This window comes from Paenibacillus sp. CAA11, assembly GCF_003060825.1.
GTDB lineage: Bacteria > Bacillota > Bacilli > Paenibacillales > Paenibacillaceae > Fontibacillus.
In genome coordinates this window covers 3,450,765-3,471,514 of the sequence record NZ_CP028922.1, presented here as the reverse complement: position 1 = coordinate 3,471,514, position 20,750 = coordinate 3,450,765, and the positions used below count along the sequence as shown (strand labels likewise).

At 46.0% G+C, this 20,750-nt stretch carries 20 protein-coding genes; 14 read left to right on the top strand and 6 right to left on the bottom strand.

Annotated elements, in window-relative coordinates; genetic code table 11:
* Nucleotides 1–139: 139 nt before the first annotated feature.
* Nucleotides 140–685 (bottom strand): GNAT family N-acetyltransferase, encoded by a 546-nt coding sequence (locus tag DCC85_RS16270; protein ID WP_108466519.1) that lies wholly within the window; start codon nucleotides 683–685, stop codon nucleotides 140–142.
* 117 nt (nucleotides 686–802) lie between these two features.
* Here DCC85_RS16270 and DCC85_RS16265 point away from each other — a divergent pair, with 117 nt between their 5' ends.
* Complete coding sequence (locus DCC85_RS16265; protein WP_108466518.1) at nucleotides 803–1,330, top strand: hypothetical protein; 528 nt, start codon at nucleotides 803–805, stop codon at nucleotides 1,328–1,330.
* A gap of 63 nt (nucleotides 1,331–1,393) precedes the next feature.
* Here the strand turns inward: DCC85_RS16265 and DCC85_RS23040 are convergent, their stop codons facing one another.
* Both DCC85_RS23040 and DCC85_RS16255 read right to left on the bottom strand, forming a co-directional pair.
* A complete protein-coding gene (locus DCC85_RS23040) occupies nucleotides 1,394–1,669 on the bottom strand; it encodes a hypothetical protein (RefSeq protein WP_159081905.1) in 276 nt (91 codons plus the stop codon).
* Between the two features lie 31 nt (nucleotides 1,670–1,700).
* Nucleotides 1,701–2,042: a cupin domain-containing protein gene (locus DCC85_RS16255; protein ID WP_108466517.1), complete on the bottom strand. Its 342-nt coding sequence runs from the start codon at nucleotides 2,040–2,042 to the stop codon at nucleotides 1,701–1,703.
* 205 nt (nucleotides 2,043–2,247) lie between these two features.
* Here DCC85_RS16255 and DCC85_RS16250 point away from each other — a divergent pair, with 205 nt between their 5' ends.
* The 8 genes from DCC85_RS16250 (at nucleotide 2,248) to DCC85_RS16215 (ending at nucleotide 11,074) form a co-directional block, all read left to right on the top strand.
* Nucleotides 2,248–4,323 (top strand): serine hydrolase domain-containing protein, encoded by a 2,076-nt coding sequence (locus DCC85_RS16250; protein WP_108466516.1) that lies wholly within the window; start codon nucleotides 2,248–2,250, stop codon nucleotides 4,321–4,323.
* Between the two features lie 353 nt (nucleotides 4,324–4,676).
* Nucleotides 4,677–5,804: an ABC transporter substrate-binding protein gene (locus DCC85_RS16245; RefSeq protein WP_108466515.1), complete on the top strand. Its 1,128-nt coding sequence runs from the start codon at nucleotides 4,677–4,679 to the stop codon at nucleotides 5,802–5,804.
* Nucleotides 5,805–5,867: 63 nt separating this feature from the next.
* Complete coding sequence (locus DCC85_RS16240) at nucleotides 5,868–6,740, top strand: branched-chain amino acid ABC transporter permease (protein ID WP_108466514.1); 873 nt, start codon at nucleotides 5,868–5,870, stop codon at nucleotides 6,738–6,740.
* A 9-nt stretch (nucleotides 6,741–6,749) separates the two neighbouring features.
* Complete coding sequence (locus tag DCC85_RS16235; RefSeq protein WP_108466513.1) at nucleotides 6,750–7,712, top strand: branched-chain amino acid ABC transporter permease; 963 nt, start codon at nucleotides 6,750–6,752, stop codon at nucleotides 7,710–7,712.
* A complete protein-coding gene (locus DCC85_RS16230) occupies nucleotides 7,712–8,491 on the top strand; it encodes an ABC transporter ATP-binding protein (RefSeq protein ID WP_108466512.1) in 780 nt (259 codons plus the stop codon). Before DCC85_RS16235 ends, DCC85_RS16230 begins: the two co-directional genes overlap by 1 nt.
* Nucleotides 8,492–8,514: 23 nt before the next feature.
* The gene (locus DCC85_RS16225; RefSeq protein ID WP_108467923.1) at nucleotides 8,515–9,225 is read left to right on the top strand and encodes an ABC transporter ATP-binding protein; all 711 of its coding nucleotides are present in this window, start codon (nucleotides 8,515–8,517) and stop codon (nucleotides 9,223–9,225) included.
* Nucleotides 9,226–9,255: 30 nt separating this feature from the next.
* Entirely contained in the window at nucleotides 9,256–9,843 is a 588-nt protein-coding gene (locus tag DCC85_RS16220) for an L-2-amino-thiazoline-4-carboxylic acid hydrolase (RefSeq protein ID WP_108466511.1), read from the top strand.
* The gene (locus tag DCC85_RS16215) at nucleotides 9,833–11,074 is read left to right on the top strand and encodes a Zn-dependent hydrolase (protein ID WP_199910028.1); all 1,242 of its coding nucleotides are present in this window, start codon (nucleotides 9,833–9,835) and stop codon (nucleotides 11,072–11,074) included. The genes DCC85_RS16220 and DCC85_RS16215 overlap by 11 nt, the downstream gene beginning before the upstream one ends.
* Nucleotides 11,075–11,112: 38 nt before the next feature.
* On the opposite strand, the gene DCC85_RS16210 is transcribed toward DCC85_RS16215, so the two are convergent.
* Nucleotides 11,113–11,916: an IclR family transcriptional regulator gene (locus DCC85_RS16210; protein ID WP_108466510.1), complete on the bottom strand. Its 804-nt coding sequence runs from the start codon at nucleotides 11,914–11,916 to the stop codon at nucleotides 11,113–11,115.
* Between the two features lie 991 nt (nucleotides 11,917–12,907).
* Between DCC85_RS16210 and DCC85_RS16200 the strand changes: the two genes are divergently transcribed.
* Together DCC85_RS16200 and DCC85_RS16195 are read left to right on the top strand one after the other, a co-directional pair.
* Entirely contained in the window at nucleotides 12,908–13,684 is a 777-nt protein-coding gene (locus DCC85_RS16200) for a polymorphic toxin-type HINT domain-containing protein (protein WP_442789500.1), read from the top strand.
* A 14-nt stretch (nucleotides 13,685–13,698) separates the two neighbouring features.
* The gene (locus tag DCC85_RS16195; RefSeq protein ID WP_108466509.1) at nucleotides 13,699–14,001 is read left to right on the top strand and encodes a hypothetical protein; all 303 of its coding nucleotides are present in this window, start codon (nucleotides 13,699–13,701) and stop codon (nucleotides 13,999–14,001) included.
* A gap of 522 nt (nucleotides 14,002–14,523) precedes the next feature.
* Here the strand turns inward: DCC85_RS16195 and DCC85_RS16185 are convergent.
* Nucleotides 14,524–15,501 carry an alpha/beta hydrolase family protein gene (locus tag DCC85_RS16185; protein WP_108466508.1) on the bottom strand — a complete coding sequence of 326 codons (978 nt, stop codon included), beginning with the start codon at nucleotides 15,499–15,501 and terminating at the stop codon, nucleotides 14,524–14,526.
* A 131-nt stretch (nucleotides 15,502–15,632) separates the two neighbouring features.
* On the bottom strand, nucleotides 15,633–16,487 hold the full coding sequence (locus DCC85_RS16180) for an AraC family transcriptional regulator (RefSeq protein ID WP_108466507.1): 855 nt from the start codon (nucleotides 16,485–16,487) through the stop codon (nucleotides 15,633–15,635).
* A 241-nt stretch (nucleotides 16,488–16,728) separates the two neighbouring features.
* On the opposite strand from DCC85_RS16180, the gene DCC85_RS16175 reads away from it, so the two are divergent.
* The 3 genes from DCC85_RS16175 to DCC85_RS16165 all read left to right on the top strand — a co-directional run bounded on the left by DCC85_RS16175 (nucleotide 16,729) and on the right by DCC85_RS16165 (nucleotide 20,665).
* The gene (locus DCC85_RS16175; protein WP_108466506.1) at nucleotides 16,729–18,813 is read left to right on the top strand and encodes a methyl-accepting chemotaxis protein; all 2,085 of its coding nucleotides are present in this window, start codon (nucleotides 16,729–16,731) and stop codon (nucleotides 18,811–18,813) included.
* A gap of 273 nt (nucleotides 18,814–19,086) precedes the next feature.
* Nucleotides 19,087–19,443 carry an ArsR/SmtB family transcription factor gene (locus tag DCC85_RS16170; RefSeq protein WP_108466505.1) on the top strand — a complete coding sequence of 119 codons (357 nt, stop codon included), beginning with the start codon at nucleotides 19,087–19,089 and terminating at the stop codon, nucleotides 19,441–19,443.
* Between the two features lie 157 nt (nucleotides 19,444–19,600).
* Nucleotides 19,601–20,665, top strand: a complete 1,065-nt coding sequence (locus tag DCC85_RS16165) for a flavin-containing monooxygenase (RefSeq protein ID WP_108467920.1) — start codon at nucleotides 19,601–19,603, stop codon at nucleotides 20,663–20,665.
* The last annotated feature ends 85 nt before the right edge of the window (nucleotides 20,666–20,750 follow it).

The following is a 20,750-nucleotide window of genomic DNA, read 5'->3' as shown; positions in this document are numbered from 1 at the left end:
GGATTTGGCAGAGCAATAGATGCAAGGCGCTGTTCAGAGTATTTCTAGCGATACTGTGATGGCATGAAGGGAAGGCTGCAGCGTTGTGGATATACTAGCAAGCCTTCCCAGTTTTTTTATGATTAAGGATAGCTGTTATTTACACTGTGTCGCTAAAATCTTCTCTAAGTAAGGAATAGATATAGGTATCGTGGGCCGCACCGTTTTGGAACATATATTTTCGCAGAAGTCCCTCCTTTTGGAAGCCTGCTTTGACCAGCAGCTGCTGGGAAGCTTCATTGCGGGTATACACTACGGCACTGATCCGAATGAGCTCCATTACCTCAAAGCCATAGGCAAGTGCCTTGGACAAGGCTTCTGTAGCAAAGCCCTGTCCCCACTGGCTTGGGTGAACTTCATAGCCTATTTCTGCCCGCTTATGTTTAGGAGACCAAGCATGGTAACCGAGGGTTCCAATGATCCCTTGAATCTCTTTTCGCTCAATTCCCCAGCGTATGCCCCTTGTATCATTGTAGAGATTTGCAAAGTGTTCAACCAACTTCTCAGCTTGTTCTATATGCTGTAAGGGTTCCTGTCCATAATAGCGCGTGACCTGGTCATTGGAGAAACAAGCAAAGAGTCCGTCTGCGTCCTCTAAGGTGACTTCCCTAAGCCTGAGCCTTTCTGTCTCTAACACCGGAAACAATCCTATCACCCCTTCTAGTATTATTAAGTAGCTATTATAAACGGAAAAAACTTCAAGGAGTATAGTAAAATAATCACGATGATGGTCATCTTAGTTGGAATGATAGAGGGGGGCAGCATGGAGTTGGAACTAGATAAGGGCTTTGCAGGCCAATTGCTGATTTTACTAGAGAGCGAGCTGATTAATTACAAGTATTTTCAGCTGTTTTGCGACGAGATCATTGAAGAACACCCCCATCCGCCTTATTGGATTATAGATTTGTCTGTGACACGGTTTCAGCCGCAGGCTGTTAGCATTGTGAGTAAATTTGTTCATTCGGAGCCCTTTGTGCCCTTGGATACGGATTATTTATGTGATCTCTATATAGCCTGCTTATATTTACGCTATGAGCGCCGAGAGATTTCCTGGGCAACCTTCCTTTATTCGGCGGGCAGTTATGCCGATTCTGTTCAGGCGGTTAAGGAGCCTTGTGAATTCTTCTATGAACTGCTTAACATTTACGAGCATGCGGAGTTTGATGCGGCACTGGAGCAGCAGCAGCGTGCAGCAATATATGATGAATTTAAGGAAGAAATTAGCGGTATTACACCGCTCTATGAGAGGTTTAAAGGCTGCTTCAGGAGATATATTCAGCAAAGGGCTTAAACTGCCTATTTTTGCTAGGAGAGTGATAAAATGAAGGAGCGTATGTATCAGCATATAGAACCCTTAAGTCAGCCTGAGATAGAAGAGATTGTGGAACGTCAGCGGGTCGATGAATTGCGGGTGCTGCCGCTTACGGTGGGGCTGTATCATCACAGTTCGCGGTTCGCGCAGAATTTGTGCCTTCGGCTCGCAGATCATGAAGACGCTGGCATACGGGGAAATGCCTTGCTCGGCCTTGCGCACACTGCGAGGACCAAAGGCGGCTTGGATAAACGGATCGTGAAGCCAATACTTCTGCGAGAGCTCAAGCATAACGAGCAGTACCGGGGCATCATTCAAGACGCTATAGAGGACATCAACCTGTCTAAACTTAGATCTCCTTCACATATCGCTCATCCGGCACCTTCGCGAGAACGACATACAGAGAGACCGGCTCCCCGCCGCTGTTACGGTAAGCGAATACCTCATTCCCCGCAATATGAATCGCTTCTCCTTGGGCTAAGGCATGCTCTTTTCCATCGACCACCATCGTTCCGCTGCCCGTGAGGGCTGTAATAAATACATCGGCTCCCGGATGATTATGGGCAGGAAGCTCCTGCCCTGGCATGAAATTCAGCAGGAACACGGTGCTTTCTCCTTCGTGAAAAATAATTCGTTTTGTAAAACGGTCTTCCTGATATTGTTGAAATTCCTGAATAACCTTCTTGTTCATGTTAAGCGCCTCCTGTGGAGATTCTGTACACTTCCCAATATAAACTCCGTTCACAGCAGGGCTTGTGATACAGCTCACAAGATAAGAGGACAAAATAAGACGACTCTTCTTATGTACAGGGTTCAGTTCACGTCAAATTTAAGAAACCTACTTATATGTTCATACGTACTAAATTATGGATTTTCAAAAATAAGGAGGTTTTTCTTTGAAACAAAGACTGCTAAGCATGCTGGTAACTGTCCTCGTCGTCATGCTGCTCGTGCCGGCAGGCGCATTTGCAGCGGAGACTACCGTTCCTGTCACTTCAGGAGGAACACTTGAGAAGCTTGTAGCCGAGAAGGCGGAGCTAATTACCAAGAAATACCAGACAACAAGCGTACAGTATGCCCTGATTGATCAAGGCAAGATCACGATATCCGGGCAGGCGGGACTAAATGATGCAGAAGGGAAAGTCCCACTGACGTCAGAGACGATGTACGGAATTGGATCAACTAGTAAAATGTTCACAGCCGCAGCTGTGATGAAGCTGGTAGATCAAGGGAAGATTAATCTGGATACCCCTTTGATTCAGTACATACCGGAATTCAAAATGAAGGACGATCGCTATAAGCAGATCACACCTCGGATGCTGCTCAATCATTCCTCTGGGCTTCCCGGTTCAAGTCTGGGCAGTGCCTTCCTGTTTGAGGATAATGATTCCTACGCCCATGATACCTTGCTGAAGCAATTATCCACCCAAAGCCTGAAGGCTGATCCGGGTGCTTTCTCGGTATATTGCAATGACGGCTTTACCCTGGCTGAGATTTTGGTAGAACGAGTTAGTGGAATGGATTATACCGCATTCATTCATCAGTTCCTGACCGGACCGCTGAAGCTGGAGCATACCAAGACACCTAAGGATCAGGTGGATGTTAGCAAGATGGCCGCACTATATTATCCAACCTATCAAGGCCAGCTTCCTAACGAGACGGTGAATGTGATCGGAACAGGAGGAATTTATTCCACTGCTGAGGATCTCGTGCAATTCGCGAACGTATTTATGAAGGGCTCTAAGGACGTCCTGTCCGAACAGTCTGTGCAGGCCATGGCTCAGGCCGAGTATAAGAAGGGATTATGGCCGCAGGATTCCGATAATTCAGTAAATTTCGGGCTGGGCTGGGACAGTGTGAATCTGTACCCGTTCAATGATTACGGCATGAAGGCGCTGACTAAGGGCGGAGATACCTTGCTGTATCATGCCTCTCTGATCGTTCTTCCGGAGCAAAATATGGCGGCTGCCGTCCTATCATCCGGCGGTTCCAGCTCGGTGGACCAGCTGCTTGCGGCAGAGCTTCTGCTTCAGAATTTGAAGCAAAAGGGAATCATCAAAGAGCTTAAGCCGGCCAAGTCCTTTGGCAAGCCAGTGAAAGCTGAAATTCCAAGCAGTATGCTCAAATATGCAGGCTATTACGGGGCTAGCGGCCAGCAGATTAAGGTAGCGTTTGCGGATGGAGAAATGGTGTTAACGACACCGCTTAACCCTAAGGATCCTGCGCAAAAGCTTGTCTACACCGCAGAAGGAACCTTCGTCTCCGAGGATGGGAGCGCCAAGATCAGCTTCGTAACCGAGAAGAATGGCCGCACCTATTTGTGGGAGAGACAATATGCTACGGTCCCTGGGCTGGGACAGTTGGCATTAAATGCTTACTCCGCTGAGAAGTTGGAAGAAGTAGCGTTATCTCCTGAGACAGAAGCCGCCTGGGCGAAGAGGGAAGGTAAAGTCTACTATCCTGTAAATGAGAAATACAGCTCGGCCGTCTATCAGCTGATGCTGCCAGCAGTTCAAGTTGCCCGGGCAGATGAGCTGAAAGGGTACTTGGTCGATAAGAAGATTGAAGATGCGAACACGGCGGGAAGTCAGCACCAAATTCCTGCAACGGGCAGCCGAGATACGGCAGAATATCACTTCTACACCAAAGGGAATGTGGAATATATAGAGGCAGCCGGTACAATTTATATGAGCGAAGATGGGGTCAAGTCTCTGTATGCTGGGAACAGTTCTTCTGTGAAGCTGCAGAATGGAGAGACGGCCAGATGGTACACGGTTCCTGAGGAAGCCGCTGGCAAGACGATGACGGTGAAGATGCCTGAACGCGGAGCCTTTGCGGTATATGATGCGAACGGGTTATGTGTGAACTTTACTGTCGTTAGCGGCGATAACGAAGTCACGCTTCCTAAGGACGGAACCATTGTATTTGCTGGTGAAGAGCACGCTGCCTTTGAGATTCAGTTGAAGAAGTAATGAGTAACAGAGGTCAACAGCATTCATATTATTTGATTCATATATGATGAGTTTAAGGGGGATCCGCGAGAAGCCAAACGGCTTTGCGGATCCCCCTTTTGTTATGCGGTCGTTCAGTTCCAATTGAGACTAGCTTAAGCAAGAATCTCTTTAAATGCCTTAACGATCTATGATGAAAGCCATAGGCCTGAGCGTCCGAAAACCGGGCGTTTTTATTATGATCACACCTGATGGTTTTGATATTATCAAAATGGATATGACATTGATAAATAATTGTTGATTTTTCAAGATTAATCACTATAATTAAAACAAACTTAACTCATAGGATTAATTATTGATTGAGGGGGATAAAGATGAAGAAGACGTTAAGTGTACTCGCCATAACAGGATTGCTTGCAGGGGTGCTCAGCGGATGCGGCGCCGGCAGTGAATCCAAGGCGGACAGCAATACGATTCGCATCGGTCTGGCGGCTCCAATATCCGGGACAGAGGCGCAATACGGAACGGCTTTTAAGAACGGAGCCGAACTGGCAGCCGCTCAAATTAACGAAGCAGGCGGCATTAATGGCAAGAAGGTGGAGGTCGTCGTCCAAGATGATAAGGGGGACTCGAATGAAGCTGTTAACGTTGCCAATAAATTTGTATCGGACAAGAGCATTTTGGGCGTTGTAGGTCATTTTAACAGTTCGGCCACATTAGCAACGGCTCCAATTTATAACAAGAGCAAAATCGTTCAGGTGTCTCCTTCTTCTAGCGCTCCAGCGGTTACGGATGCAGGGAATTATACGTTCCGCGTCATTACGACAGATGCCTTTCAAGCGGATTATCTTGCGAACTGGTCTAAGGAGCTGGGCTACAAGAAAGTGGCTCTGATCTATGAACAATCTGACTTTGGACTGGGACTTCTTGATGTCTATAAGAAATCCGCCCCTGCGAACGGGATCGAAGTGGTTGCAGCAGAAGCCTACAACCCAGGGGATAAGGACTTCAGCACGGCCCTAACTAAGATCAAGGACAAGCAGCCGGACGCGATCTTTATCGGCGGCTTCTATAATGAAGCAGCTCTGATCTCCCAGCAGGCGAAAAAGCTGAACCTAAATGTTAATTTTATCGGGGTAGACAGCCTTTACTCGCAAGCACTGCTGGGTCTCGGCAAAGAATCGGTTGAAGGCTTTAAGCTGATCGGTTTCTTCTATCCCGGTGGGGATAATGCTGAAGCAACTAAGTTTGACGAGCAGTATCAAGCTAAATATAACAGCAAGCCGGATACGTATGCAGCTTATTCCTATGTGGCCACCTCTGTAATCATTAAGGCCATCCAGGAGAAGGGCGCTGATCGTGAAAGCATTAAGCAGTACCTTGAGACCTTGAAGGATTATAAGGGTCCAACCGGTACGATCAGTTTTGATAAGAATGGCGATGTGGTCACGGTTCCTTCGCGCTTGACGGTGAAAGACGGCAAATTTGAGCTTTATCAATAATTTTGTGAACTAGGAGCAGGGAAGATTCACTTTCCTGCTCCCTGGCTTTGAAAGGATGTTACTATGTTCCTCCAGCAATTAACGAATGGACTGACCATCGGCATGATCTATGCTTTGATCGCTTTAGGCTACACGATGGTATATGGAATCTTGAAAATTGTTAATTTCGCGCATGGTGATATTTACATGGTGGGCAGCTTTTTGGGCCTCTTCTTTATGCAGGAATTTCATCTTCCCCTCTATCTTGCATTTTTACTGTCGGCTGCGGGAACGGCGTTTCTCGGCATCATTATTGAGCGGCTTGCCTACCGCCCGCTTAGAACAGCGGACCGGATTGTTCCGTTAATCAGTGCGCTGGGGGTATCGACACTGCTGATCAGTCTGGCGCAGAAATTATGGGGAACCGAGATGCATCCTTTTCCAACGGCCTTTGGCAGCCGCACTTATACGCTCGGAAGCGTTACGTTCTCGGAAATTCAAATTCTAATTCTGGTATTGTCCTTGATCTTGATGCTCGCCCTGCAGCTGTTCGTAACGAAGACAAAGACAGGCACGGCGATGCGGGCCACCTCCATGAGTCTCACGAATGCAGCGCTGATGGGAATTAATACAAACCGAATGATCAGCCTGGCGTTCGCCATTGGTTCGGCTCTGGCCTCCTGCGCCGGGATTATGGTGGGGATTTATTACAACGCAGTTTATCCGACCATGGGATATATGGCAGGAATCAATGCCTTTACGGCAGCGGTACTTGGGGGGATCGGGAACATCCCGGGAGCGATGCTGGGCGGCGTGCTGCTTGGTCTGGTGGAAACGCTCGGCGGCGCATATATTTCTACTCAATATAAGAGTGTAATTTCCTTCGCTATTCTCATTATCGTGCTGCTGATCAGACCCTCAGGCATATTGGGCAAGAAAGATATCAACAAGGTGTAGGTGATAACCATGAGAAAGAAAACAGCCCTTCTCTTTGTGGCTGCACTATTCATCATTGTCATGCCTGTGATCCTGCAGCAAATCAATGATTACTTCATTCATATCGTAATTATGATCGGTATTTTCTCCGTATTATCCATGAGTCTTAATATCATTATTGGCTATGCGGGACAGTTTGCGCTGGGACATGCTGCTTTTTATGGAATCGGCGCCTATGCTGCAGCGCTCTTAATGATCCATTTGGGCCTCTCCTTCTGGATTGCGCTGCCTGCGTCAGCGATCATTGCCGGTTTCTTCGGCTTCATCTTAGGCAGTCCTGTCATCCGGCTTAGAGGAGATTATCTGGGGATCGTTACATTGGGCTTTGGGGAAATCGTCCGCTTGATCTTTGTCAATTGGGTGGATGTGACCCGGGGGCCCATGGGCTTACCTGGCATTCCTGCCCCTTCCTTATTTGGATATACGTTCAGCGGCAAGCTGGAATTCTATTATTTGATTCTGATTCTCGCGGTGATTACTTATTTTGTGATTCATAGAGTGGTGCATTCAGGAATTGGGCTCAGTCTGCTGACAGTGCGTGAAGATGAGACGCTGTCAGCGTCCATAGGCATTCGTCCTAACCGCTATAAGCTGCTGGCGTTTACGCTGGGTGGATTTTTTGCGGGAGCGGCGGGTGCGTTCTGGGCTGCCTACATTTCATTTATTAGTCCGGACGCATTCAGGTACATGGATTCTGTGAATATTCTGGCGATGGTGATCTTAGGAGGAAGCGCAAGTCTGCCTGGTTCGATTCTCGGAGCGGTGATCATGGTCGTTACTCCTGAAATTCTAAGATACGTCAGCGATTACCGCATGATTTTGATGGGACTGGCGATTGTGATGATGATGATCTTTAAACCGTCCGGGTTCTGGGGAGAGAAGCACCGGAAGTTTAACTTCTATGGTACTGTGCAGAAAGGCGAGAGTAAGTGATGGATAAGGTGCTTGAATTGAATCAGGTGTCGGTCAAATTCGGCGGATTGGTTGCTTTGAACGGGGTGAATATGGAAGTTCGCCGCGGTGAAATATTGTCGGTCATTGGACCGAATGGAGCAGGGAAGACCACTCTCTTCAACCTGCTTACGGGCATTTACCGGCCTACTTCCGGAACAATTACTTACAAAGATACGGTCATTAACAAGCTGAAGCCGTATCAAAGAGTAGGAATGGGAATCGCGCGAACCTTCCAGAACACCAGATTGCTTAAGAACATGACGGTGCTGGAAAATGTGCTTGTCGCACATGCCGACTGCAATAAAGAAGGACTGTTCTCGTCCGTATTTCAGCCGCAGACCACTCTTCGCCGCAAGCGTGAGGCGATTGCTCAGTCATGTGTGGAGAAGCTCGCCATCGTTGGGCTGGACCATAAGCTGGATGTATTTGCCGGCAGTTTGCCTTACGGTGAGCAGCGTCTGCTGGAGATTGCCAGGGCACTTGCCACAGGTTGTGAGGTGCTGCTGCTTGATGAGCCTGCAGCGGGGATGAATGCGGCCGAGAAAGCGGGTTTGATCCAGAAAATCAAGCAGCTAGCGAAGGAGTTCAGCATTGAGATCATTCTGATTGAGCATGACATGGGGATGATTATGGATATTTCCGACCGTATTGTCGTACTGAATTATGGTGAGAAAATCGCGGAGGGTACTCCGCAGCAGATCCAGAACGATCCGAATGTGATCAACGCTTATCTTGGCGGGGAGGAGGTGGAGCTGTGACAGATGTTCTTAAGAAGCAGAAGATCCTTGAGCTTCAGGAGCTATTGGTCAGCTATGGTGTGATTCAGGCGGTAAAGCAGTTGAGCCTGGATGTATATTCGGGTGAGATCGTTGCGCTGATCGGAACGAACGGCTCGGGGAAAACCTCTACTCTTCGCAGTATTTCAGGACTTAGCGGGCATATCCAGGGGAGAATTCAGTTCGAGGGCGCAGACATTACTAAGCTTGCGCCCCATCGTATTGTAGAACTTGGGATTTCCCAAGTTCCTGAAGGAAGAGGGATCTTCCCCGATCTGACCGTGCTGGAGAATCTGAAGCTCGGCGCTTATGTTCGCCGCGATAAAGCAGTGATTGCTGAAGATATTCGCAAAATGTATCAATTGTTCCCGCGCTTAGAAGAGCGAAAGAAACAATTGGCAGGCACTATGAGCGGGGGCGAACAGCAGATGCTGGCGATTGCGCGGGCACTTATGGCTAGGCCTAAGCTGCTGCTGCTGGATGAGCCGTCCATGGGACTGGCTCCTCTCATCGTGAAGGAGATATTTACAGCCATTCGGCAAATTAACAAGGAAGGCGTGTCAGTGCTTCTGGTTGAACAAAATGCCAAGATGGCTCTGGCGGTTGCTACCCGCGGCTACGTGATGGAGACAGGCAGTATCGTCGTACAAGGAACTGCCGAGGAGTTGAGAGACAACGATGTGGTGAAATCCATTTATTTGGGGATCAGCCAGTAGAATAAGCAAATCATTGGGGAGGCAGCTAACATGGGACAGGGACAGCAACAGAACCAGAATCAAGCCGAGAAGGAAGCCAAGCAAAAGCTAAATCATGACGAGAGTCTGGAGCCGGTTGAGCCATATACAATTATGGCCAAATTATTTGCTCACTTGTCCAAGGCGGTGGTCGACCGCTTTGGGGAAGCGGGACAAGACGCTATCCGCGAGGGTGTTCGCACTTTTGGCGAGGAAAGAGGACGGGATATCGCCCGCCGTGCCGCAGCAGTTGGACAGCCGAACGATATTCACAGCTATTTGCCGAATTACGATATGGGGAGGAGCGACCTGTTTGAATATGTTACGGAATACCATCCGTTAGAAATTGAGCAGAATTTCACGCGCTGCGCCTTCGGTGACCAGTGGAAGAAGGATGGCATGGAAGAGTACGGAATTCTGTATTGTCAAATGATCGATCCGGCCATTGCCCGGGGCTATAATGCCAACTTTGAAGTCGAGCATGATAAGTATTTGGTGAAGGATGGGCACTGCCATTTCCGCTTTAAAATGAAAGAAGAAGCTGAGGATGGAAGCAGCCCACAGCAGGAAAGCGCCGGAGACGAGCCTAATGGTGATTAATGCAGAGCGCCTCTGGGACAGGCTCATGGAATTAGGCGAGATTGGCGCTCAGGAGAGCGGAGGCGTGACCCGCTATTCGTTCACGGAAGAGGAGCGGCAGGCTAAGAGCCTAGTCGCACGCTATATGAGCGAAGCCGGACTTTCCGTGCATGAGGATGCAGCCGGCAACCTGATCGGGCGCCGAGAGGGGACGGATCCGCAGGCTTCTGTTGTCCTTACAGGCTCGCATATTGATACCGTGCCGGATGGCGGGAAGTTCGATGGAGCCTTGGGCGTTCTGGCTGCCATAGAGGCTTTGCAATCCATGGAGGAGCAGCAGGTTCAGACGGTTCATCCAATAGAGGTTATTGCTTTTACGGATGAGGAGGGCTCGCGCTTTGGATTCGGCATGATCGGAAGCCGTGCCGTTGCCGGAACCCTGCGGCAGGAGGATCTGAAGCACCGAGATGCAGATCAGATTTCGATAGAAGAAGCCATGCGGGCGGTGAAGCTGGAGCCTGAGCGCCTGCACGAAGCCGCTAAAGCGCCGGACCAAGTAAAGGCCTATGTTGAACTACATATTGAACAGGGCAAAGTGCTTGAAAACTTCAATGAACCTGTAGGAGTAGTTACCGGTATAGCGGGGCCCTTGTGGCAGCAGTTCACCATCACAGGTCAGGCAGGACATGCGGGGGCAACCCCGATGAATATCAGAAGAGATCCGGTGCAGGCAGCGGCGGAAGTGCTGAATTTCATCTATGCAGAGACTAAAAAATTTCCGAACGCCGTTGCCACAGTAGGTAAGTTCCATACGCTGCCTGGCGGAATTAATGTCATTCCGAGCCAGGTTCAATTCTCCCTTGATTTGCGGGATATTGATGAAGCGGATCGAGATGTACTGGAATCCCGCATTCGTGAGTATGCAGAACAGACCTGTCTGAAGCACCAGACAGTGCTTGAGATCGGCTTGCTGCAGAGGGTCGCTCCAGCGCCGAGTGCTCCGGAAGTGAAGGAGGCTATTGTTCAGGCTGGAACGCTGGCTGGACGTTCGCAGTTACCCGAGCTTGTAAGCGGTGCGGGTCATGACGGAATGCAGTTCAGCTCGAAGTGGCCGGTAGGCATGATTTTTGTGCGTTCCGAGGAAGGAATCAGCCACAGCCCGAAGGAATGGAGCTCCCAGGCAGATTGCGGACAGGGTACCGAGGTGCTTTATCATACCTTGCTGCAGCTGGCTCAAGGGGATACTCGGTGAGACAACTATTAAATTTTATAATTCAAAGAAGCTCGCACTTAAATGCGAGCTTCTTTCTCGTAAGTGGGCGTTGGCTGGTAACCGAATTGATTCGAGATAGAAGCAGCAGCGGAGAGCAGATCCGTGAGAATATGTTCCTCCTGCTCTTTGATTCGCGCCAGTGACCCAACCACGCTGATGGTTCCAACAATCCTGTTTCCTGCATCCTTGACAGGAGCCGCAATACTATAAGCGCCCGTCTCAATCTCTTCATCCTCAATTCCATACCCCTGTTCTCTGATCTGCCGCAGGTTGCGCAGCAGGTTCTCTTCATTCGTAAGGGTCTTATCTGTCAATGAAGTGAGCCTATAGCTGCTCAAGAATTGCTGCAGCTCTGCTTCGGACATATGGGCCAAGAATACTTTGCCGGAAGCGGAAGCGTGCATGGGCAGCTTGTGTCCCGCTCTGGAGCTGACAATAAAATAGTTGTTCGGGGACTCCACCTTATCTACGCAAAAAATTTGTTCATGCTGGTATACATATAGATGTGAAGTTTCATGATATTTCTTGGTCAGCTCGGTTAAATGGGCATGGCCAATTTCCTTGAGATCAAGACTCTGCGAGACCAGATTCGCTTTGATCAGGAATTCTAAGCCCAGTCTGTATTTCCCGTTCTCCGGATTCTTATCCATGTAAGAATAAGCACATAGCGTATGAATTAAGCCATAGACCGTACTAATATTCAAGTTAAGCTTCTCACTGATTTCGGTCAGAGATAATTGAACATGCAAAGAATCAAAGCAGTTGATAATATCAAGCGCCCGCTGCACGGATTGGATTAATCGAGGTTTCTTCTCACTCACAAGCGCGCCTCCCAGTCATATGTATATTTTGCTACATTACTATAGTTGAGTTTAACTATGACAATGTCAATAGAATTTTGTCAATGTAGAAAGCGGGTTGGAGAGGCAATGGGGGGAGGTAAAGGGCGATATGGCCCTAGAGATATAGTTAGGAAAATATACAAAGGGTCTTTTTCCCTATTTAGTAACTAACAGGATTTCCCGATATGAAATAAGTAAATTAGGGGTTTGTGTGATATCGCTATTAGAAAGGTAAGAACCAAATGAATTTTAAGTTTATGGCCGTGTTCGGAATACCCTTGCTTCTAATTCTTATAGTTATTTCCTATTTTGTGTTCCCGTGGTTAGCTATATTTATTGGAATACAGTCTGAAGATACCCCACCGAGTCCTAAACTCAAATATGGGGAATTTCCATTTCGATTGGAATATGAGTTAAATGGGAAACGAATGGTTATAGAAGATACATTAATATGTGAATATGTTGGTATACGTGCTGATGAGGGTCGAGGTAAGTACCGCAAGTGGAACCAATACTTAGCTAGTGGGAAAGAAAGATTAACTTTATTAAAAATGACAACTCTATAGAAATTTACTTCCCATCTGGAAGAGCAGATTATTATATGGGAGACTTCAACAATAAACAACCTCATAATCTATTTCCTAATGCTCTAATGATTCAAAAGGATGATGATATAACTACAACCGAATTAATTACTGCAGATGAATTACTCCAAAAGTATAGTATTAAATTGATTAATTGGGAAATTGCACAACCAATAAAAAATAGTTTTTCTACTTGATAAGAATGTCATACGCCTGTTTTTAATGACAATAACAATACATTTAATTATCTATTTGATTTAGCGACTCAAACTAGCTCTTACAAAAATAGTAAAGGGAATTCGGACTGGGCTAGAACCTATCTATTAGAAGCCTATAGTGCTTACATTACTCCTACTGTTTATTCAAGTTTTTTAGGTAATTTGGGAATGTTAGATCCACAAGGTGGTCTTGTTAAAGGGAAGAATGGTACATCATCAAGCAAGGCGTTAAAGGGATGTAACTGTTTTACTGCAGGAACGAAGGTGCTTACAGACGAAGGGGAGAAACCTATCGAGGAAATCGAGGTAGGGGACAAGGTTCTCGCTAAGTCTGACGAGACTGGAGCAGTCGCGTATAAAGAGGTCGTGGGGCTGTTCCAAAAACAGGATAACGAAATTTACCATGTCGACATCGGAGACGAAATCATTGAGGTTACTGGAGAGCATCCGTTTTGGTTGGATGGCAAGGGATGGACGTTCGTTAAAGATCTGAAAGTTGGCGACTTGCTTGTCTCGAGTGACGGTTCTAAACTGGCAATAGATAAGATTGAAAAAGAGCCGCGAGAAGCAACGGTTTATAACTTTGAGGTAGCTGATTTTAACTCGTATTTTGTTTCTAATCTTGGAGTTTGGGTGCATAATTGTGAGATTCTTAAAGCGAATAATATGTCTGAGTTCTTTAAGCTTGACTTTGGTTCTTCGCTGAAAAATCGATCGCAAAAAACGAGTACTGTGGTGAAGGGTGCTACAGTCTATACGGTTACTGGGAAAACAGGTAATAGTTACTTGAAGAAAGGTGACCAATATTATTTAGACACGTTACATCGTGACCATATCGAAGTATTTGATGGTCGAGGAAAGGTAAAAGCAGTTTTAAATTTGGACGGCTCGTTTAATACTAAAAATACAGAAGCGGCGTTGAAAGAAGGGCGAAGAATTCCTTAGAAAGGAGAGAATATATGCAAAACGAATTATTCAGGACATATAACATCCTTTCCAGTATAAATGATTCATGCCGAGTGAAGGTAATCACTCAGGAAGAATTAAATGAACAACATACTAATTTGAAAGATTTCCAAGTAATGATTACTGAACTCCGGAATACCTTATCCAAGCTTGAAAATAGTGATTCGCTTTCAGTAGATGAAACTGTTGAAACTCTGCTACAATTGCACTTGAAACTTTCAGATTATATTTGGCATATTGACCAAATCCATGAGTTAGTAAAAAAAATGGCAGGGAATTATCGAGATTCAAATTAGTCTTTTCAGAGGCCTTGGGGGCAGTAATCCTCAAGGTCTTTCTTTTTACCCACTCAGTGTTGAATAATTCAGGGGCTACGTTCAATATAACTTAACTCTCAACATTTCCGTACTATATTATAATATTAGCTAAAAACAAGGGGATATTAGAATCAATTATAAAAAATACAATGATTGGATACTCGACTTTGACCGTGAAAGAATCAAAAAGATATTTGACAAATAGCCTTGTGAGGGTAATTCCCTCCAAGGTTTATTCTTTTACCCCCACCCAGTGCCGAATGAATCGAGCGGCCATGTGCAAAATAATTGGAAAATCTCCTCCTATATCATTAGTTCCCTACTATGCAACAGCCCAATATCATCGGATATAATCATGATCTATATAATACTGTTCAAAATTTTTGATTTCCTTGATGGGAAAACAAAATCTAAAGCATGCAAAAATCCCCTCCGAGCATCCTCCACCCATGAACCATGGGGCTTTTATGGAGCGCTACTCAGAGGGGATATTACCTAACCTTATTTCTTCACTTTATTCTCTTTGTAAAGGAAGTTCACAGTCCGCTTTACAGCCATATCCAAAGCGTCACCTGCGTAGACATGCTCGCCGCCTTTGACAACAACAAGCTTAGCGCCTTTGCCGTAGACTTTGTCATATTTCTTGGAATAGCTCATAGGTACAACTTGGTCTTTATCGCCATGGACAATCAGCACATCGCCTTCATATTTCTGCGCAATACCGTAAATATCCAAGCCAATGGCGTCTTCAAACCATTTCTTGCCGAACGTATAAGCTCCGCCGAAGATCGGAATTTCATCCGGAAGGTTATTCACATCAACGGTTGCCCCGAGCAGGCTGCCTCTCTCAGCGTCATCAACCAAGATTGCTGCTGCCGACCAGAGTGCCACACTATGGATTTCATTGGCTCTTTCTCCAGCTACCAAGCTGGTTGCCGCTCCGCCCATGCTGTAGCCTACCAGATTAATTCTGTTGGTATCCACATAATCGAGCGTTTTTACGTAGTCAATGATCGCGCTGAGGTCTTCTTTCTCGGATTTGATCGAATTATATTTAAGTTCTCCGTCACTTTCGCCATAACCGTCGAAGTCAAAGCGGACGGTGACCATCCCTTTTTTTTGCAAAGCATCTGTAAGCTGGGTAAACATTCCTTGCTGATTCCGATCTCCCAATACACCATGGGACAGAATCGCTACAGGATACTTTTTCCCCTTCTCATAGGAATTAGGCAGTCGAATGGATCCGCGCAGCGTAACCCCGTTGGAACCCGGATATGCAAATGCGATATCCCCTTCAAGGACTAAGGAGCCGTCTACCTTCTCATTGATATCATCATAAGCCGATGAATTTGTGCTTGCTTGAACCGATGCTGCGGATGCAGCTGCAGGTGAGAAAGCTCCCTGATTGGGGCTTCCCAGATTAGCAAATCCAGCGAAGGCCAGCACTGCAGTCATAGAAATCAATAGTTTCTTGTACAAGGTTCTTCCCCTCCAAAAATGTGTCTTATGTATGAGTTCTCCCTGCTATTGTAGCAAAAATCCTACTAAGGATATGGTTCATTCTTAGCTAAAATAGAGGCGTTTCTTGATCATTCGACATTTTTCTAGGTCTATTGTCGCTTTGACTTGCGGTATTGGTCTGGCGTGACCAGGTATACGCCTTTAAAGACTCGATTGAATGATTTTAAGTTCGGGAACCCGTTCTCATAAGCAATTTGGGTAATAGAATGGTCTGTTGTCACCAGATCACGGTAGGCTTTTTCCAGCCGGATCGTGTTGATGTACTGAAGAATCGTCATTCCGATATGCTTGCGGAAGAACCGACACAGATACTCAGAGCTGAACCCAAAATGGGTAGAAATGAAATCAATAGACAGTGGCTGGTTGTACTGTTCCTTGATAAAGTTCGTGATTTCCGTTAACAGGATCAGATGTTTCTGGGATTTAATGATCCCTGCAGTTTTTTTCTCAACGGCAAAATTCTTTAGCAGCACATAAATCAGCTCATGGGTTAGCCCTTTAATTTTGATCGGAGCAAGCGGGTCTGTCTCACGATTCCGATAGGTCGTAACGAGGGTGTCCAGATTTTCGCGTAGTTGTTGAATATTTAAGAGCTGGTTCTGGTCTGTCACCTCTCTTGAGATACACTGGAACGTGAAGCGGTCCATATCCGGAAAGTTGGACTTTAAGAACTCGTAGGAAATGATGACCGTCAGCGCCGAGCCCTCTTCTTGCGGATTCACAGAAAAGGAATGAACCTCGTTCGAATTAATCACAACGATATCACCCTGTTCGGATCTATAATTTGTCCCTTCGATATAGATGGATTCAATGCTTCCTGAAAGTACGTAAGAAATCTCTATGCTTTCATGCCAATGTCTCGGGATAAACCGGGTATCGTCTACGGGATGAAGAATAATTTTTACCGGCAGATTTTGATTAAATGTTATGAGCTCATATTCCATCTGGCTGCACACTCTTTCGTATAATTTTTCACGGTAGATTCTAACACTTTACCAGCTATATGCTTATTTGTGTAACCAAATTAACCCTAATTACATTTCACATCTACGAATATGAAAATTGATCTGAATTTCATGTAAATAAAAATAGCACTATAAAAAAACGATGAAATTTGCCGAAATAAGTCATTAGGCTTTCACAGCATACATAAAATGACTATTTGGGGAGGGCATAAAAAACGATATGAACCAGAAGAAACAGAGTAAAACAGAAGTTAAACAAAAACTCAGTGTGAAAGAAAGGGTACATAGGATTTGGGAGTTAAGCAAACATTCATCCAGACAGTTTCGAGCGTTATTGATTGCAGCATTTCTGGTTGTACTTCTGATTCCAAGCATACTGATCGGTTATTTTTCCTACGAGAGTGCTAAAGGTGAGGTTAAACACAAAATTACGAATGGAATTCTATCTAATACAGCTCTTGTGCGCAGCGTCGTGAATATGCATATGACTAACGCAATGAGCAATTTGGAGGTATTGGCCTCAAACTTAAGCTCCGGCGGAGCAAGCAGCAGTGATCTCCAGCAGCAGCTGGATGAGTTTACTCGTATGCACCCTGAGCTGAGCGAAGTGATCTTAGCAAGCGGCGACGGGAAATATACGGTATCTCCGAAAGCCAAGGTGGCGGATTTCAACCCGCTGAAGGCCGGCTGGTACACCAGAGCCATAGCGAATCAAGGGAAGATTTCTATCGCGGAGACGAGCGAACCTTCTCTGGCCGGTCCACTAGTGTTCAACCTGTCGAAGACGCTGAAGGATGGAAATGGCGTTCTGAATTTCAGCTTGAACATAGACAAACTGACGGATGTTGTAAAGAATGTCAAAATCGGTGACACGGGCGCCTTGTTTGTAACGGATGCTAAGAAGAAGGTGGTTACGGGAGCAGGGGTGTTGTTTGAGAATGGAGTATTAACAACGGGTGCTCCTTACGAAGCTACCGGTGAGGTAGATCCTTCCTTCGTTGCACCAGACGAGAAATACAAGGATATTTCCAAATCGTCCATGACTGCCGTAGGATTAACTTTGGACGGGTATAGCGTTACAGAACCTGCCACAGGATGGAAGATTTTTGCCTCCTTGTCTACCAGTGATTACGGAACCGCCGCCAAACCGATCATGCACACCACGCTCTGGGTAATTGCTGCGTCCATCGTCTTGGCTGCCATTCTGATGACCTTCGTCATTCTTGCTTTTGCTCGTCCATTGAAGAAGCTGCAACAAGGGATGAATGATATTCGCAGAGGCAACTTGTCCAGAAGGCTCCATGTCAAAGGCAAAAATGAGTTCGCCGTGCTCGCTGAAGGCTTCAACGACATGACCGATTCACTGCGAACGATGGTATCGGAACTGAGCGATACTTCTTCCAAGCTGGCTCTCTCCTCCGACACGATTAAAGAGAGCACGGAACAGACGGCCGAGTCCTTGGAGCATGTGTCCGCTACGGTACAGGAGACGGCAGAAGCCGCGCTGACAGGTGCGGAGGCTTCCAAGCAGACCGCTGCAACGGTAGAAGAAATGGCCAAGGGAGTACAGTCCATTGCGGAATCTGCCAATACGATTGTAAACTCTGCTGAGCTGACAGAGCAGCATGTGGAACAGGGCAGCCAGAGCATCAAGGACGTCAGCAGTCAAATGAACCGGATTCTGGATGCGGTAGCCGAATCGACAGAGATGGTCGAACAACTGGCGCAGTTGTCCGGCGAGGCCAGAATGATGAATGAGGCTATCACGGATATTGCAAGCCAGACCAATTTGCTAGCTCTTAATGCCGCTATTGAAGCTGCAAGAGCCGGGGAGCAAGGGCGCGGATTCGCTGTCGTTGCCGGAGAAGTCCGCAAGCTGTCGGAACAATCCAAACAGACGGCGGACGGCATTGGAGCTACAATTGAGAAGATGAATACCCTGATCGAAAGTACCAATGCGATGATGAATGGGAACGTCCGGAACCAGGTGAGTGAAGGATTGCGAATCAGTGGGGAAGCGGCTTCGGTCTTCTCCAGTATTCTGCATTCTACGAATTCAATTAACGAGCAGATTCAAGACATTTCTGCGGTATCCGAACAAATTTCAGCAGGAACTGAGGAAGCTTCAGCGTCCGTGGTAGAGCTGTCTCGGATGTCCGACCAATCTGCAGATAGCGCACAGACGACTTCCGCGGCTGTTGAGGAACAGCTGGCATCAATCCAGGAGATTGCTCATGCTTCGCAGGGGCTGTCCGATATGGCTCGCAAGCTGCAGGAGCTCGTTAAGCGGTTTGAGCTGGAATAATGGAGAGCACGTATAATGAACTAATCCCTGTCAAGTAGACAGAAATAAAAAAGCACTTCTAAGCAACCTGAGTCCTATATTCATATGGACTCAGGTTGTTTAATTTTTATTGAAATGTTGTTGGTTGTAGAACAGTTAGGGAATACTTGTAAAGGGTTTCAAGCTAGGGGAGGGATTCCCTGGAGGTTTGTTTTCTTGAATTATGAAATTAAAATATCCGTATGTTATAATAACGGAACATGATCATTTTGTGTGAGGAAAGCGGGAAAATACATGAGTGAAGAAATTTGTGACATTCCTTGTCAGGGAACGGATATCAATGTGAAATTAGTTAAAGATAAATTAATTGAAGACGGAAAAGCTGCTGAAATGGCAAATTTATATAAAACCTTAGGGGATCCAACCAGAATAAAAATTATTCACGCCTTGTCTCAAAGTGAACTTTGTGTTCATGATTTGACAGAAGTGCTGGATATGGGACAATCAGCAGTCTCACATCAACTGCGATTCTTGCGTAATTTACGGATTGTTAAACGCCGGAAAGTGGGAAAAACCGTTTTTTATTCCTTGGATGATGAACATGTTCAAGAAATTTTTATGCAAACCATGGAACATTTAAAACATAGCTAATTCAATGGATCAGCAGTTGCTGATCCATTTTTATTTGCAATTGTAGCGAAACTTTGAAGAAACGTATACAAAGTGATTATTGCCTACGGAAAGGTGTCAGTTTATAATACATATGATCACTTGTTCATATGTTCCAGTGAATAAACCACAGGCGGAGATGATAAACATGTATGATGTATTGGTTATTGGCGCTGGGCAAGCTGGCTTGGCCGCAGGGTACTATCTTAAGCAGACAGGATTGGAATTTCTAATTATTGATGAGGCTTCCTCAATTGGGGATTCCTGGCGCAAACGGTACGATTCTTTGACTCTTTTTACGCCGCGGATGTACGACGGCTTGCCAGGTATGCCACTTGAAGGGGATAAGAATAGTTTTCCAAGCAAAGATGAAATTTCGGACTATCTGGAAACTTACGCTAAACATATGGATCTCCCTGTCAGATTAGAATGCATGGCACTTCGTCTTTGGAAAGAAGGGGAGATTTTCAATCTAGAAACTACACAGGGGATTCTTAAGGCATCTAATATCCTTGTAGCGACCGGACCTTTCCAGATCAAAAATGTCCCTATGTTCTCTAAGTCATTATCAGAAAATGTTCTTCAGTTACATTCTTCGGAGTATAAGAATCCTTCACAATTAGTTCCTGGAACCACAGTCGTTGTTGGAGGGGGGAATTCGGGTGCTCAAATTACAGTAGAATTAGCACAAGTTCTCAAACAACCCCTATACATTTCGGTAGCCCGAAATATAACGTTTAAACCTTTGTACATCATGAATCGAAGTATATTTTGGTTTTTTGAAAAGCTTGGGATATTGCGGGCTAATACTCGGAGTATGATTGGGAAATGGTTGAGAAATCAGCCTGAATACGTTTATGGATATGAATTGAGAGAATTGATCAGAAGAGGGGAGGTTAGAGTATACCCCCGTGCATTAAACGGGTTAGATAACCGTATTATTTATGAGGATGGCAGTGAGCTGGTAGTTGATAATGTGATTTGGGCCACTGGATTTAAGCGGAATGACCAATGGATTCAAATCGCCAACGCATTTGACCTGAATGGTAACATTATACATAACGAGGGTGTATCTCCAGTTAAGGGGCTTTTCTTTGTCGGATTCCCTTGGCAAACATCGCGAGGTTCTGCACTATTAGGTTGGGTCAAATATGATGCTCAGAAAATAGTAAATGGTATCTTTCAAAGTATGGTCGCCCATTAATGCTTGTTATTTGACAGGGGATTGACCAACGAGCGCGTGTGAAAAGGCCAGATTCTTGTCCCTAGCTTAGGACAAGAATCTGGCC